The sequence below is a fragment of the Aliiglaciecola sp. 2_MG-2023 genome (assembly GCF_030548145.1).
GTDB lineage: Bacteria > Pseudomonadota > Gammaproteobacteria > Enterobacterales > Alteromonadaceae > Aliiglaciecola > Aliiglaciecola lipolytica_A.
Map to the genome: position 1 here is coordinate 69,582 of NZ_JAUORY010000005.1, position 16,524 is coordinate 86,105.

The window sequence follows — 16,524 nt, forward strand, 5'->3', positions numbered from 1 at the left end:
TAAAGTTATTATTGATTTTTGGATAGCGTAGCAAGTTTAGGTCTTCAGCAAAACTATAAAATGACTTAGAACAGGTACTTGAATTGAAAAACATTATTTGTGGGAAAAATTGCATGACTTCACGTTTGAAGATGTTGTTCGCAGCTCTATTGATTTTTACTCTGTCAGCATGTGGCGGAGGAGGTTCAGTAGAGCGTGATTCTTCTGGTACAAGCACTGGCGGAACCGACACTACAGTAACTTACGATGTTACATTAACTATTGCTGATCAAAATGGAAATACAGTGAACGAACTGACTTCCACTTCACCATTAATAGTGACTGCGACAGTAACTAGTTCCGGTGGTAGTGTAGAAGATCAATTAGTGACATTCACCTTTAGCCAAGACGGCCTAGCGACCTTTGATAACGATACGGGCACTGCGTTGACCAATGCTGACGGTGTTGCCACCATAGGTTTGCTGGTTGGTGCAAGCTCTGGTGATGGTTTGGTTACTGGCGCGCTTTCAGACGGGACAGAAGGGCAAGTGGGCTTTAGTTCTTCTGGTACTTCGCAATCAGGTGTGACACCGGCTTCTCTTGAGTTATACGCTAGCTCAATTCAACTGGCATCCAGTGGTTCTGATGAAATAGAACTAATTGCCGTAGTGAAAAATGCACAAAATATTTTGTTATCCGGTGTAGATGTTTCTTTTTCTGCTAACAATGGTGCGGAATTGCAAATTGTACAAGGCACCTCAACAGAAGATGGCACCGCCAGAGCAACGCTGACTAGCCGCAATAATCCAGAAAACAGAACGATTACCGCAACTGTTTCTTCGGGTACCTTTAATCAAACAGTCGATATTGAGGTTGTCGGCACTGAAGTGAATGTAGACGGTCCTATTTCAGTGGTGCTAGGCGATACCATAGATGTCACTATTAAAGTGGCTGATTCCGATGGCAACGGGGTGGCGAATCAAAGTGTTCAACTAAGTGCGTCACAAGGGGATATCGCAACCTCAGCAACAACTGACACAGAAGGGCAAGTAAGTATTCAATATGTGGCCACCACTTCTGGTGAAAATGAAATTACCGCCAGTGCGTTAAATGCCGAAGGAAGTTTAACCTTTACTGTGCAAGAAGATAGCTTTAGCTTCACCACAGTGCCAACCGAAGATGTTCCACTTAATACCAACTCAACGTTGGAAGTTACTTGGTTAAAAGACAATATTGCATATGTTGGTGGTGAAGTCACTTTGAGTTCTTCGCGTGGAGAATTTGTTTCTTCTTCAGCGATAACCGATAGCAACGGGGTTGCTTCTTTTGAGATACATTCAAGCAATGCTGGATTAGCTTCTATTACGGCGCTAGGGACTGATGGAAACGAGGATACCGTGAGTGCCAGAACGCAATTTGAATTTATTGCTACTGAGCCGGCGACTATCATTGTTGATGCTTCACCTGATTTAATCGGACCAGATGGACAAACATCCACCATTACCGCTGTCGTACGTGATATCACCGGAAATCTTGTTAAAGGCAAGGTCATAAACTTCAGAGTGGACGATGTTAGTGGTGGTTTTGTGTCGCCAAATTCGGCAACAACCGACAGTAACGGAATCGCTTCCACTGTTTATACTTCTAATGCGGTGAGCAGTGAAGATGCAGTCATTGTTTATGCAGACGTTGCCGATGATGAATCTGTGACTGATTTTACCACCCTAACTGTGGGTGATAGAGCCTTTGATATTTCATTAGGAACAGGGAACTTATTGGTATCGCCAGATGATTCAAGTTATTTAAAAGAGTTTTCTGTGTTTGTCAGTGACTCTGTTGGTCGAGCCGTGGAAAATGTTTCTTTAACCGCATCTTTAACACCGGTTAAATTCACAGAAGATGGCGTTTATCGAAAAGGGTTTTGGGTTTACGGTACTGATGTGTGGGTGATGAATGTAACTGCAACTTGCGCCAACGAAGATATCAATGGCAATGGGATTCTTGACAGTGGTGAAGATACCAATGGAGATGAAGAATTAACTCCAGGTATTGTTGGGACTATTGGTTTTACCGATGGTAACAATGAAACTGATTCAAACGGTCAAGCAAAATTAGAAGTTCGTTACCCAAGGGCTTATGGCGCTTGGGCAGATGTTGAAGTCGCAGTATTTGGCCAATCTTCTGGCAGTGAAGCTATTGAAAGTCAATATTTCACTTTTTCAGTTGCCGCTGACGATTTGGATGATGAAGCTTCACCACCGCCTAGCAGTCCGTTTGGAACCGGTTCTTCATGTGATGACGCTCTTTAACCTCTGAAGCATAAAAAAAACCTCGTAATTACGAGGTTTTTTTATGTCTAAATTGTGGTTATTTACTGTCGTTGAAACGGATAAATCGATCCTAAGTTCAAAATTTGGGTCAATTCATCTAAAGCACTGCGGGTTTCATCGAGTAAAGCCGCATCACGCAAATCGTCAACACTTAATTGATCGCGGTAGTGTTTATTAACCCATTTGTTTAGACGTGCAAAAACTGCGTCTGACATCAAAGTGTGTTGATTAACTGCTTCTAGCTCAGAACCGGTCATTGCTACTCTTAGTCTTAAACAAGCAGGACCACCGCCATTTCGCATACTTTGTTTTACGTCAAAATAGTGCACTTTTTTAATCGGCGTATTTAGGGTTATCAACTCCTCTAAATAATTAGCAACCGTGGAATTTTCTTGACACTCAGTAGGGGCGATGATGGCCATTTCACCGTTTGCCAGAGTAATGATTTGGGTGTTAAATAAATAGGTTTTTATGGCATCTTGAACGGGGACCGTTTTGGTATCCACTTGGATGAAATGCAATTTTTGGTCACCAAATTTGCGTTGAATTTCATCTAACACATTTTGCGTGTCAAGAAACGCCTGTTGATGATAAAACAGTACATTTTGATTACCCACTGAAATCACATCATTGTGAAATACACCTTGATCAATCAGGTCAGGGTTTTGTTGTACAAACACGGTAGTGTCATCACTCAAACCATGCAAACGGGCTACCGCTTGACTGGCCTCTAAGGTTTGTCTAGCTGGAAATTTCTTAGGTGCAGGCTTGCTGCTGTCAAATGCATACCGACCGTATACGAACATCTCAACACCAGCATGACCATAATCGGTGCAAAGCCGGGTGTGGTTGGCTGCACCTTCATCGCCAAAGTGTTCATTGTCTGGCAAGTGGGTGTGATGCTGGAAGTATTTGTCATTGGAAAAGGTTGCTTGCAATATCCTGCCAGTGACTTCAGGTTCCAAAGAGCGATGAAACTTGTTGGTCAAATTTGCTGGGGTAAAGTGAATTTTGCCATCACTCGTATCGGCACTAGGAGACACGGTGGCGGCATTGGCGGTCCACATGCTACTAGCAGAGCAACAAGCCCTGAAAACCTCAGGAGCACGTTTTGAGGCTTGCTCAAGCACACTTGAATCGTTGCCTGTAAAACCTAGACGTCTGAGAGTATCAATATCAGGTCTTGCTTGTGGGGCTAATATTCCTTGCACCATACCCATATCATGCAAGGCTTTCATTTTTTGTAATCCTTGTAATGCTGCTTGTTTAGGACTACTAAACGCTTTTGCATTACTTAGGGATGCAACATTACCAATCGAAAGACCTGCATAATTGTGGGTTGGACCCACTAAACCATCAAAATTGACTTCAACTTGTTTCACTCGCTCACCTCATTGCAATAAAAATGCACTCAAGCTTGCCCACTATTCGTTCGTCTTCGTTAATAAATTTATAAAAAACTAGGCGAAATGGGCTTGCTCTGTTTACTATTGGTGGCGATTATACGTCTTTTAATGTACTTGCCAATGCGCCTGTATAAATTCTGAGCATATTTGGTGCAGCTAAAAGTTCAAAAAGTAGATAAGTATTAAGAAGAACTTGTTTTCTATTCACTTTGCCGATATATGTTAAAAAAGCAAAATGCGACAGGAAGTTTAACGAAACTCCCTAAAAATGGCGTAAAACCCATATAAAACAAAGGTTAATGAATAATTTATGGCAAAATCATTGGTTATTGTCGAGTCGCCAGCTAAGGCGAAAACAATAAATAAATATCTCGGCAAAAATTTTATTGTTAAATCTAGTGTTGGACACGTTAGAGATTTACCAACAAAGGCATTAGGTCAAGCTCCGGCTAAAAAACCAGCTAAAGAGCTAAAAGAGTGGAGCGAGAAAAAACGCGAAACTTACCTTCGCGAATTCGAATACCAAAAGCTGGTTGATCGAATGGGAATTGATCCAAAACACGATTGGAAAGCCCATTACGATATTCTCGCGGGCAAAGAAAAAGTAGTAAATGAATTAAAAAAGCTGGCTAAAGATGCAGACACCATTTATCTCGCAACGGATTTGGATAGAGAAGGGGAAGCCATTGCATGGCACCTGCAGGAGTTGCTAGGTAGTGAAGGAAAAACCTATCAACGAGTGGTTTTTAACGAAATTACTAAAAACGCCATTCAAGAGGCTTTTGCCGATCCTGGCCAACTCAATATTGCACGAGTAAATGCGCAACAAGCACGTCGTTTCCTAGACCGTGTTGTGGGTTTCATGGTGTCACCACTGCTGTGGAAAAAAGTGGCTCGTGGACTTTCTGCTGGCCGCGTTCAGTCTGTTGCTGTGCGATTAGTGGTTGAACGTGAGCGCGAGATTAAAGCCTTTGTTCCAGAAGAGTTTTGGGATATTCATGCTGACTTAAATGCCAAGCAAACCGATTTGCGTATGTTAGTGTCTAAACACTTAGGTAGTGCTTTTAAACCGATCAATAAATCGCAAGCTGACACCGCTTTAGAGGCATTAAAAAATGCTTCCTATGAAGTCATTAGCCGCGAATCAAAGCCAACTCAAAGTAAACCGTCTGCTCCCTTTATTACCTCTACTTTGCAACAAGCAGCAAGTACTCGTTTAGGCTTTGGTGTTAAGAAAACCATGATGATGGCACAGCGTCTGTATGAAGCTGGGCATATTACCTATATGCGTACGGATTCGACCAATTTAAGTAAAGACGCAGTGGATGCTTGTCGCGGTTATATTGAAGAATCATTTGGTGCTAACTATCTACCCAATAACCCTATTTCATATGGCAGTAAAGAAGGGGCGCAAGAGGCTCACGAAGCGATACGTCCTTCCAATGTGATTGTGAAATCTGAGTCATTAACTGAAGTAGAGCGTGATGCTCAACGATTGTACGAATTAATTTGGCGTCAATTTGTGGCATGTCAAATGGTGCCGGCGAAATACGATGCTAGTACTATCAAGGTGAAGGCCGGTGAGTACGAATTAGTTGCCAAAGGTCGGGTATTGAAATTTGATGGTTGGACGCGGGTTCAAACTCAAGTTAAAGGTAAAGGTGATAACGATCTTAATTTACCCGATGTAAAAGAAGGTCAGAAACTTGATCTTAAAGCATTGGATCCTAAACAACATTTTACCAAACCAATTGCACGGTTTAATGAAGCGTCATTGGTTAAAGAATTGGAAAAACGAGGAATTGGTCGTCCATCAACTTACGCCAGTATTATCTCCACTATTCAAGACCGTGGTTACGTTAAACTAGACAACAAACGTTTCTATGCAGAAAAAATGGGAGAGATCGTTAACGACCGTTTAGTGGATAATTTCTCTGATTTAATCAGTTTTGATTTCACTGCCAACATGGAGCAACAACTCGATGATGTTGCCAATGGAATTCGTGACTGGAAAGATGTCTTAAATGAATTTTATGAAGACTTCTATCAACGTTTGCTGAAAGCTGAATTACCGCCTGAAGAAGGTGGTATGCGCCTTAATCAAGCTATTGAAACCGATGTTGAATGCCATCTTTGCGGTCGCCCTATGAATGTAAGAACTGCATCAACAGGGGTGTTCCTTGGGTGTTCAGGATATAACTTACCACCAAAAGAGCGCTGCACTGGTACTAAAAATCTGACCCCAGGTGACGAAGTCATTAAAGTGGATGATGAAGATGAACTGGAAACAGAAGTATTAAGATCTAAGCGTCGATGTGATATTTGCGGTACAGCTATGGATAGTTATTTGGTTGACGAGACCCGCAAGTTACACGTTTGTGGTAATGCACCGACCTGTCCGGGTACTTATGTTGAAAAAGGGACCTTTAAAATTAAGGGATATGATGGACCTATTATCGAATGTGATAAGTGTGGTTCGAACATGGAACTTAAAAATGGTCGTTTTGGTAAATATTTCGGTTGTACAAACGAAGAGTGTAAAAACACCCGTAAATTACTAAGAAATGGTGAAGCTGCTCCACCTAAAGAAGATCCGGTTGATTTGCCTGAATTGGAATGTGAAAAATCGGACGCGCATTTTGTGCTTCGTGATGGTGCTGCGGGTATTTTTATGGCAGCCCATAATTTCCCCAAATCTCGTGAAACAAGAGCGCCGATGGTGCATGAGTTAGCCAGGTTTAGGGATCGCATTTCACCCAAGTTTTATTATTTGGCTGATGCACCTGCAAAAGATCCTGATGGCAATCCAACAATGGTTCGATTTAGTCGTAAAACTAAACAACAATATGTAACGTCTGAAAATGCAGAAGGCAAAGCAACTGGTTGGTCAGCTTGGTATCAAGATGGTAAATGGGTTGTCGAAGATAAGCGTAAAAAAGGCAAATAGCCTTGTTTACAATTTACCTTTAGCGGCAGTGAAAACTGCCGTTTTTATTTCTAGAATATTCAAAGAGTATTTTATTATGGCACTGTCATTACAAGAACAATTATTGAAAGCCGGTTTAACCGATAAAAACAAAGTTAAGCAAGCTAAAAAAGAAAAACACAAGCAAGTTAAACAGCAACAAAAACATAAAGTTGTGAATAAAAATGAGTCGCAAATTGCGGCTCAAAAAGCGCTTCGTGAAAAGCAAGAAAAAGACCGAAAACTGAACCAAGAAGCGAAAGCTTTAGCCGAATCTAAGGCGGTATTGGCGCAGATTAAACAGCTTGTAGAGCTGAATAAGCAACCCAAAGACAACGGTGATATTCCGTGTAATTTTAGCCATGATAATTTGATCAAACGTCTGTATGTGAATCAACAGACCCGTAATCGAATTAGCCAAGGTAAGCTAGCGATAGTGGTGCTCGATGGTGCATACGAAATTGTACCTATGCCAGTTGCAGATAAAATAGCCTTGCGTGACAAAGACGCGGTAGTTTATCGTGCGGATGCTGCAGAGCAAGCCGAAGCTAAATCTACCAGTACCGCTGAAGAAGACGAATGGTATGCAGACTATGAGATCCCTGATGATTTAGTGTGGTAAACGGCTAATAATTTGCTGAGTTTGTATTTCAACATTTTGTAGGAGCATGATAATTTGAAAATTTGGGTTGACGCTGATGCGTGTCCGAATGTTATCAAAGACATTTTATTTAAAGCAGCGCAACGAACTGGCGTTGAAATGACGTTGGTTGCGAATCAATTTATTCGTGTACCAGCAAGTAAAAACATCACTTCTGTGCAAGTCTCTTCAGGATTTGATGTAGCTGATGATGAGATTGTTGCTCGTTGTGAAGCCGGTGATTTAGTCATTACCAGCGATATTCCTTTAGCGGCAGAAGTGATTGAAAAGGGGTGTAACGCTTTGAGTCCTCGAGGTGAATTGATGGACAAGGAAAATGTGCGTTCCCGACTAAATATTCGTGACTTTATGGACACCATGCGCGCCAGCGGTGTTAACACTGGCGGGCCTCCGGCGCTAAATCAAACAGACCGACAAAACTTTGCCAATCACTTAGATCGGATGCTAACGCAATTCCATCGCCCCAATTAATCTGCTTTGGGTCTAGCTTGCCTTGCTGGTCTTGGCTTACGGGGTTTTTTAGGTCTAGGTGCTTTTTTAGGCTGAGGGTTGGCAGACGTTTCCGTTAACTTCTCTGTTGGCTCAAAGCCTTTGACTTCAACTCTATTAATTTTTTCGCCGATTACACGTTCGATATCTTTTAATAACTTCACATCTTCTACAGTAACTAGCGATATGGCATGCCCAGTGGCACCGGCGCGTCCTGTGCGTCCTATTCTGTGCACATAATCTTCTGCTACGTGGGGTAAATCATAGTTAATTACGAAGGGGAGTTGGTGAATGTCTAAACCTCTAGCTGCTATATCGGTAGCGACAAGTACTTGGATGGTTGACGATTTAAACTCCGCTAACGCTTTCGTACGAGCGCCCTGACTCTTATTGCCATGTATCGCTGATGATATGATGCCTTTAGCAGTTAATTGCTTAGCTAAGCGATTAGCGCCGTGTTTAGTCCTACTAAACACCAATACTTGATCCATATTTTGATGTTTAATAATGTGAGACAGTAAAGCAGACTTTTTGCTCTTATCAACAGGGTGGATACATTGTTCAACTTTATCCGCCGTTTTATTTGCCGGAGCCACTGAAATTTGCACTGGATTATTGACAATGCTCTTAGCCAATTCGCGAATTTGGGTAGAAAAGGTAGCAGAGAATAAAAGGTTTTGGCGTTTTTGTGGCAGCAATTTTATGACACGTTTAATATCGTGAATGAATCCCATATCGAGCATTCTGTCAGCTTCATCAAGCACCAAAATCTGTAAATTATCGAACTTCACCGCTTTTTGATTATATAAATCTAATAAACGTCCAGGTGTCGCCACTAAAATATCTACACCCTTACGTAATGCCATCATTTGTGGATTAATACTAACGCCACCAAAAACAACAGTGTGTCTGACGTTTAAGTTTTTGCTATAGGCCTTAACGTTATCCGCAATTTGAGCGGCCAATTCCCGTGTAGGGGTCAAAACTAACGCGTTTACTTGATTCGCTTTAGGACGGGGTTGATGGCTTAATTTTTCTAAAATTGGGAGTACAAAGCCGGCTGTTTTGCCTGTGCCTGTTTGTGCCGCGGCCATGACATCTTTATTGTCTAAAATTGCAGGTATGGCTTGTGCTTGAATTGGCGTAGGCTCATTGTAGCCTTTTTCAATAAGGGCATTGGCAATGTTTTGGCCTAAACCAAGGGTATTAAAATTCATTAAAGTTTCTCTATTAAGTAAAATACAGGTGATATGTTCATTGCTTAATATCTAAGTATTAAACGCAAGAAAATACAAATAATTTGAGCCGAAGTGCTATTTGCTAATTAAATGACAACACGTTGGCTAACAAGATAAGAAATGCGCTCAGTGAAGAGCGCATTTTGAAGAGTGTTTATAAAACATCTACCAAAGCGGTAGCTAACGCATCGACATTTTTTAAGCTTATACCAGCTACGTTGACTCGACTTGAATCAACAAAGTATACACTATGCTTGTCTCTGATTGCTTTAACTTGTTCAGGACTGATACATAAATAAGAAAACATACCTTTTTGCTGAGTCACAAAACTAAAGTCTTTGGTTGCGCCTTTTTCGGCTAATTTAGTGACTAATAGTTGACGTAAGGACTGCATGCGAACACGCATATCTTCCACTTCAGACTGCCACTCGGTTTTTAGAATAGGATCATTTAGCACTATATCTACTAACGCACCGCCGTATGAAGGAGGCATTGAATAAATCGCTCTAGCGATTGATTGAATTTGAGTTTGCATGCTTTGTCTAACCGCATTACTGTTAGTCACAGCCACTGCAAGACCAACACGCTCACGATACAAACCAAAGTTTTTAGAACAAGACGCTGCAATAATTACTTCTGGCAAGTTTTCAGTTAATAAACGCACACCGTAGGCATCAGCTTCTAGTCCGTCGCCAAAACCTTGGTAAGCCACATCAATAAAAGGCACAAAACCTTGTTGTTGGGCTAATTCTAACACTGATTGCCATTGATCTTTGCTTAAGTCTGCGCCCGTTGGGTTATGGCAGCAACCGTGCAATAACACTACGTCGCCTTTTTTAACTTGCTTAAGACAATCTGCCATTTCATCAAATTTAATGCTTGCAGTTGCTTTATCGAAATACGGATAGGTTTCGATTTTTAATCCAGCACTACCGATTAGGGGGATGTGATTGGCCCAAGTTGGGTCACTTACCCAAACGGTTGTTTCTGAGTTACAACGTTTAATTAATTCCGAAAGAACTCTCAATGCGCCACATCCGCCTGGAGCTTGCACAGCAGCAACACGATCTTCAATTAGGGCAGGGTGACCTTTACCTAAAAGTAGTTGCAACATACCGTTAATGTAACCTTGAACACCTTGTGGAGTGATATAAGTTTTGGTTGTCTCTTGTGCTAATAGAATTTTTTGAGCTTTCGCAATAGAACTGAGAATTGGAGTATTACCGTTTTCATCTTTATATACACCTACACCTAAATCTATCTTGTTAGGATTCGGATCTTCACGATATGCAGCAGATAAACCTAGAATAGGATCAGCGGGTAATTTTGGTAACACTTCTAACACAGCAATTCCTCAATAAATAACAGGCAAAAAAAGAAGCCGCTATTATGCCAGTAATTAGAGAGATTTCGAGTAATATATGAGCTTATTGAATGTAAAAGTTAAACTCACGTTGTTTGCGGTTAATACCTTGAGGGTCAAATGTATGCTCTAACCAAGTTACATGCTTGTTTTTATTCACTAATAACAAGGTTGAAGAGCGAGTTCCATAATCCTGAGATTGAATAAAAATTGACGATAATTTTCGCTCCCAATCTATAGGAACGCCAGTTTTAGGCAACATTTCATCTTTTGCTTGGGTTTGATCAAGCAGTATTTCAAATAATTTGTCCGTATCTAACGATACAGCTTGTTGGCAATGCTCGCGCAGTTTAGTGACACCTTGATTTATTTTAGGCCAAGGACTGTTCAAGTCAGCGTTTGACAGACCATATACACCCGGCCCCAATTTACTGACGTTATCGGTATGATTGTTGTAAACAGATAGGTCATTCCATTCGCCAAACATCAAATTGTAGCCATTATATTGTTGTTTGCTGTCACGCAATTTAGTCAAATAATCCTGTTGAGAATCTTGGTTAATCAAAAATTCACTAACCAAGTGGCCTCTTGAAATCGCATTGTTCAGAATTTTTTGCGGATCTCTGACATTGGTTAATGCGCAAAGTCGACCATTTTTATTCATCCCCATCCATGTACCACCTGCTTCTAAATCTCGACCCGCGAGCAAACTCGGATGATCCTGCCAAAAATCAGATTGTACAGTGGGCCGTTGATGAAATTCATCACGGTTAGCCGCTATAATTAACGGGTACTCTGGGTGTTGCTCAACTGCGATGAAAAGAATACACATTGCTTACTCTTTTCCCTTTTCAACTTCTTGTTTCAATCCTTCAATTAGTTTGTCGGACCGCTCAACAAACTTCTCGGTGGTTTCTGGTGCTGTAATCCTGAAAATTGGAGACAGAACTTGCGAAGTGTATCGGGGCGCTGCGACGAAGTTTTGGGTATTGAACAAATGCGGAGCCAACACGTACATTGCCAGTAAAGCTGTACCAGTAATGCTGATGCTATTTCGCATTCTCTTCGACTGGTGGAAGGCAATAAATAACGTAAACCACAGAAACGCAAAGAATAGCGCACCTTTTATCAATAAAATAAACCAGTAAATAAACTGCACCGAACTTAAATTAAACTGCAAGATGGCTTGCAAATAACTGAGTAGTTCATGACTAATTAAAAACAGCCAAAGTAAATTAAATTGGCTCACAATATGGGCGTCTTTCTTCGCTAAAATTGATAGCAATGCAAAGGAAAAAGGCCATATACAGGCTGCAGCAGCGGCGCTTAAACTCACTTTCACTACCTGTGAAACATTAACCTCAACGATGCTGTTGAAATAGAAATTAGCAGACACAAGCGCAATGAACACAATGGCTAAACCTGCGCATAATCTGCGCATGGATAACCATTCCATTTTTTCTTCTAATTTACTTAGAACAATGGCCGGCGAAACTTTTTGCGTATTTTTAAAGATGCGCAAACGAGAACGACCTATGGTGACTATGTCATCAAAGCCAATTAATGCATTAGCACCTGGAGAACCGTTAATTTTCACACCATTTAATGAATCAACATCAGTTAACACCAGAGCTTCGGTATCATCCTCTGCCTGAATAACGATATGTTCTGGACACACGTAAGGGTCGTCAATGCGGACATCATTATCGTATGCTCTGCCAATCGAAATTTTTTCTTTTCCAAAAGTTTGATAACTTAACACCTTGCCGTTTTTCGACAGTACTTCAACAACTATTGCCATGACATGGAATCCATAAATTGATTAGAAAATTGTTTCATTGAATCTGCACTCACCCCTGCTAGGGTAAAGTGACTGATTAAACTTCCATCTGAGTAGTCATTGCTGGCGGAGATAAATAAAACATCATATAAATCGTCAAAATCTTTATAAGCTCGAGCACACAAAATACTTTTCTGAGAAACTTGGTGTTGATTTGACACTATATCTTGCTGACAACGATAGTTGGTCACATCATTTTTACCAGCCTGATTTCCTGGTCGCGTAAAGGCAATTTTTTGGGTCAAAAAATTATGAAATTGAAAGGTGTTGAGTTGTTCACTAGTGAGCCATTCAAACTCTATTTCGATTTCTCCGGTTTGTAATCTACCGTTTAAGAATATCGCTTCTCCGATTCGGCACCGACTTGAAACCGATAAAAACTTAACATCTTTTTCACTGGCGTTTGAACCACCCCAACAGGATATGAAGTCTGAGATTTTTTCGGGGACACTCGCTTTGCCTAGAGGCGAGTGAGACCAAGGTGTCGACAATATTTCAGCTATCATCTTCCCTTGGTTTTTTTGTAGTTGTTTTTGAATATGTGATTTGTAATCTTCGACGTCTATTTGTTCTTGTGAGTTAAATAATGCTTTCACTTTTGGTAACGGAATTAAAAATCCTATTTGATTGCCCGCTGTAGCAACATTGACGCCAACGATTTGACCGAGCCCATTTACCGCTGGCCCGCCACTCATTCCTGGATTGATTGAACCGGTAAAGTGAATACGTTGATAAAAACTATTCTTTTTTAAACCATTGTAGGTACCTGGAACCACTATCATGCCTAAATCGTGGGGGTTACCCAATGAATATATATTTGAACCTTGTAGAGGTAGGTCTTGAGCTAACTTAAACGGCAAACCACTTGTTTGTTCAGGGGCGATTTGCAGCAACGACAAGTCATTGATTACATCGAAATTTTTAAGTTTCAAACTGCCAGTATTGCCATTTGAATCTAAATATTGAATTCGATATTTATCGGGGAAATAAACAAAATCAGAAATGACATGATAGTTTGAAATAATATCGCCATCCTCGCTGACTCGAAATCCAGAACCGATGGACGATTTATTACCAGACTCCTTATCAATCATCTGAATTTGATAGAGTGAATTGCGGTATTGGCTAAACAGGTTTTGAGCCGTTTGCTGACTAAAAGTATGTTGGCTATATAACAAGGATATAAAAATAATAATTCTTAGCACTAAAAATCCCATTAAAAAACTGATGATGGAAACAAGGAATTGTTTGGATCCCGATTAAAAATTGCTGCAATGATTAATCTCGGGTGTTTGTCCTTGCTAAAATAAACGGAGTTACTATTCTCCCTCACTTACTTTACTTGACCCTGTAGGTCGCAAAAAGTTGCGCACTAGCATTTAATTAAGAGGTCAAAGTGGGGTAACAACTTTATTCCTTTGGTTTGAGTGTATAATAGGAGAATATGAACGCAATTAATATTCTAAATAATTTTATTACATGCCTAAAACATTAAAAAAGCTAAAATTATCTGCAAATCTTCCTCGCTTAGGTAATCGATTCAGTCAATATTTAGGGGATACCGTCTTGCATGTTTTGGGGTGGAAATTTGAAGGTGAATTTCCTGCCTATAGTAAAATGGTCATTGCCGTAGCGCCTCATACCTCTAATTGGGACTTCGTAATTGGCATGGCCGCTGTGTTTGCGTTAAAGCTTAAAATCACCTTTTTTGGTAAACATAGTATTTTTATTCCACCGTTTAAATCGTTGTTAATCCGTTGGGGAGGGATTCCAATAGAACGTTCACAATCCCATGGGGTAGTGAATCAAATGATTGATAAAATTAAACAAAAAGATAAAATGCTGTTAGCGGTTGCCCCTGAAGGCACCCGCAGTAAAATTTATCCTTGGAAAAGTGGTTTTTTACATATTGCTAAACAAGCGAATATTCCGGTGTTTTTAATTGGCTTAGATTATCGTCATAAATCCATCGTTTTAGGACCGGTTTTTCATCCTAAAGAAGATAACTCTTTAGAAATGCAAAAAGTTTATGGGTTTTATGCTAAAGTGCACGCAAAATTTCCTTCCCAGGTAGCCTTTCCCGCGGAGAGTTCGATTGAAAAATAAAGGTTTTACAACACGGCTTGTGCATGCAGACCGCATTTTAAACAAGCCCCAAGATGGTTCTGTTCATTCTCCTACTAGTAATTCTGTACTTTTTGAGTTTGAAGACGTCAATGATTTAGTTGCCGTTTTTCAAGGAAAGAAACTAGGACATGTATATTCGAGATCTTCTTCTTCTTCTAACGCAGCCTTACAAAATATGTTGGCTGATATAGAAGGAGGCGTAGCAGCAGTTACTTTTGCCACTGGAATGGCGGCAATTTCCTCTATGCTGTTGGCGCTATTGAAGAAAGACGATCATATTATTGTCAGCCAATTTTTGTTCGGCAATACCAGTAGTTTAATGGTGACATTGCAAAGTTTAGGCATTCAAGTTAGCTATGTTGATACCACGAATATCAATTTGATAACTCAAGAGCTTAAAGAAAATACCAGAATGGTATTTACCGAAACTATAGCTAACCCAGTGACTCAGGTTGCCGATTTACAAGCTATTGGTGAGTTCTGTGAAACAAATAAACTGCTCTTTATCATCGATAATACTATGACACCAGGGTATATATTTGATGCTAAAACAGTGAAAGCATCATTAACGGTTACTTCATTGACTAAATATATTGCTGGTCACGGCAATGTATTAGGTGGTGCTGTGGTTGATACCGGCTTTTACGATTGGTCAGCGTATCCAAATATTTTTGATTTGTACCGAGTGGGAGATCCTGCCACCTGGGGAATGACGCAAATTCGTAAAAAAGGGTTGCGTGATTTGGGCGCGACATTATCGCCTCATTCAGCGCAACAAATTTCTGTGGGCTTAGAAACCTTAGCATTACGACTGCAAAGAACCTGTCAAAACGCGCTAAGACTTGCTACTTATTTACATGGGCACAGTAAAGTCGCCAATGTTTATTACCCCGGATTAGCTGACCATCCACAACACTATATCGCCAGAGAATTGTTTAATGGTAATTATGGTGGTGTATTTAGTATGGATTTGTCACCTGGATTGGATATTCATAAATTTCTCAATTCATTGAAGACTGTAGTGATAGCGACGCACTTAGGTGACACTCGTACCTTATGTTTGCCGGTAGCCTCTACAATATTTTATGAAAATGGCGCTGAACAACGAGCTCAAATGGGGATTAATGAGAATATGATTAGATTTTCGGTCGGTATCGAAGATATTGACGATATTGTTGCAGACTTTGAACAAGCATTTACTAAGATCTAATTATTTAATCGAAATAAATCTATAAAATTCAATTACTTGGATGAAAATATTTAAATTTCACAAAATATTATGAACTAATTATTTTTATCATTGACTAATAATTAGTTGTAAAGGTGTTTTATTGCTAAAACAGTAAAACATTTCATTGTGTGTTCCAAGTGATGTGTGTTTATTGCCCCGTTTATCGGGGCTTTTTTTTGTCTGATATTTTAAATATCAGTGAAGGCTAGCAAGACTAAAACAGTTAGATTGCTATCGCTTCTTTTATATCTTTTCGAAATTCTTTATCAGATGGTTTGGTTGAGGATTTATACCCTTTTACGACGTTGCCATTTTTATCCACTAAGTATTTATAGAAATTCCATCCAGGCTCCATACCACTTTGTTTGGATAGTTTACGGAATAACGGATCGGCGTTTGCGCCTTTTACCCGTGTGACTTCAAACATTGGAAATTCCACACCATAGGTAAGTTCGCACAATTCAGCGGTTTTACTCTCGTCACTAAATTCTTGTTTAAAATCATGTGAGGGAAAACCTAACACCACAAGCCCCTGATCTCTATATTCACTGTATAAGGATTCAAGTCCTTCAAATTGAGGTGTGTAACCGCACTTACTAGCGGTGTTTACTATAAGCAGTGTTTTTCCTTGGTATTCACTGCACATGTTTACAGTTTCCTGAGAGTTTAATTTACGTTTCATAAATTTTAGAACATCTGGGCATTCGTTTGCAGAGGCAAACATAGGGGTAACAACTAAACTACATAGTAATACTAATTTTTTCATGAAAACTCCGTTGCTTTGACAGAACAAAAATTTGGCAGCTAAACGTTACTATCTTTATTAAGCAATTTTAGATCACTTGTTTACCTAAATACTTTCATGCGTTTTAATAGTGCTTTACGTTCTACTGAC

13 protein-coding genes are annotated in these 16,524 nt (G+C 40.1%); 6 read left to right on the forward strand and 7 right to left on the reverse strand.

What is annotated here, in order from left to right:
• The first annotated feature begins 113 nt into the window (after positions 1 to 113).
• Entirely contained in the window at positions 114 to 2,288 is a 2,175-nt protein-coding gene (locus Q4567_RS06875) for an Ig-like domain-containing protein (RefSeq protein WP_216046509.1), read from the forward strand.
• A gap of 62 nt (positions 2,289 to 2,350) precedes the next feature.
• On the opposite strand, the gene astB is transcribed toward Q4567_RS06875, so the two are convergent.
• Positions 2,351 to 3,691, reverse strand: a complete 1,341-nt coding sequence (astB, locus tag Q4567_RS06880; protein WP_216046510.1) for an N-succinylarginine dihydrolase — start codon at positions 3,689 to 3,691, stop codon at positions 2,351 to 2,353.
• 334 nt (positions 3,692 to 4,025) lie between these two features.
• On the opposite strand from astB, the gene topA reads away from it, so the two are divergent.
• The 3 genes from topA to Q4567_RS06895 all read left to right on the forward strand — a co-directional run bounded on the left by topA (position 4,026) and on the right by Q4567_RS06895 (position 7,812).
• Positions 4,026 to 6,662: a type I DNA topoisomerase gene (gene topA, locus Q4567_RS06885; RefSeq protein WP_216046511.1), complete on the forward strand. Its 2,637-nt coding sequence runs from the start codon at positions 4,026 to 4,028 to the stop codon at positions 6,660 to 6,662.
• A 76-nt stretch (positions 6,663 to 6,738) separates the two neighbouring features.
• Positions 6,739 to 7,302 (forward strand): DUF2058 domain-containing protein, encoded by a 564-nt coding sequence (locus Q4567_RS06890; protein ID WP_216046512.1) that lies wholly within the window; start codon positions 6,739 to 6,741, stop codon positions 7,300 to 7,302.
• Positions 7,303 to 7,356: 54 nt separating this feature from the next.
• Positions 7,357 to 7,812 carry a YaiI/YqxD family protein gene (locus Q4567_RS06895; RefSeq protein WP_303499858.1) on the forward strand — a complete coding sequence of 152 codons (456 nt, stop codon included), beginning with the start codon at positions 7,357 to 7,359 and terminating at the stop codon, positions 7,810 to 7,812.
• Here the strand turns inward: Q4567_RS06895 and Q4567_RS06900 are convergent.
• The 5 genes from Q4567_RS06900 to Q4567_RS06920 form a co-directional block, all read right to left on the reverse strand.
• Positions 7,809 to 9,047: a DEAD/DEAH box helicase gene (locus Q4567_RS06900; RefSeq protein ID WP_216046514.1), complete on the reverse strand. Its 1,239-nt coding sequence runs from the start codon at positions 9,045 to 9,047 to the stop codon at positions 7,809 to 7,811. The genes Q4567_RS06895 and Q4567_RS06900 overlap by 4 nt on opposite strands.
• Positions 9,048 to 9,222: 175 nt before the next feature.
• A complete protein-coding gene (locus Q4567_RS06905; protein ID WP_216046515.1) occupies positions 9,223 to 10,413 on the reverse strand; it encodes an amino acid aminotransferase in 1,191 nt (396 codons plus the stop codon).
• Between the two features lie 82 nt (positions 10,414 to 10,495).
• On the reverse strand, positions 10,496 to 11,263 hold the full coding sequence (locus Q4567_RS06910) for an NRDE family protein (protein WP_216046516.1): 768 nt from the start codon (positions 11,261 to 11,263) through the stop codon (positions 10,496 to 10,498).
• Positions 11,264 to 11,266: 3 nt separating this feature from the next.
• Complete coding sequence (locus Q4567_RS06915) at positions 11,267 to 12,232, reverse strand: FHA domain-containing protein (RefSeq protein WP_303499861.1); 966 nt, start codon at positions 12,230 to 12,232, stop codon at positions 11,267 to 11,269.
• Entirely contained in the window at positions 12,223 to 13,476 is a 1,254-nt protein-coding gene (locus Q4567_RS06920; protein WP_342808129.1) for a serine protease, read from the reverse strand. The genes Q4567_RS06915 and Q4567_RS06920 overlap by 10 nt, the downstream gene beginning before the upstream one ends.
• Before the next feature lie 274 nt (positions 13,477 to 13,750).
• Between Q4567_RS06920 and Q4567_RS06925 the strand changes: the two genes are divergently transcribed.
• Together Q4567_RS06925 and Q4567_RS06930 are read left to right on the forward strand one after the other, a co-directional pair.
• A complete protein-coding gene (locus Q4567_RS06925; protein WP_216046519.1) occupies positions 13,751 to 14,377 on the forward strand; it encodes a 1-acyl-sn-glycerol-3-phosphate acyltransferase in 627 nt (208 codons plus the stop codon).
• On the forward strand, positions 14,367 to 15,608 hold the full coding sequence (locus Q4567_RS06930) for a cystathionine gamma-synthase family protein (RefSeq protein WP_303499864.1): 1,242 nt from the start codon (positions 14,367 to 14,369) through the stop codon (positions 15,606 to 15,608). The genes Q4567_RS06925 and Q4567_RS06930 overlap by 11 nt, the downstream gene beginning before the upstream one ends.
• Before the next feature lie 244 nt (positions 15,609 to 15,852).
• Here Q4567_RS06930 and Q4567_RS06935 read toward each other — a convergent pair whose 3' ends face one another.
• On the reverse strand, positions 15,853 to 16,395 hold the full coding sequence (locus tag Q4567_RS06935; protein WP_303499865.1) for a glutathione peroxidase: 543 nt from the start codon (positions 16,393 to 16,395) through the stop codon (positions 15,853 to 15,855).
• Positions 16,396 to 16,524 lie beyond the last annotated feature (129 nt).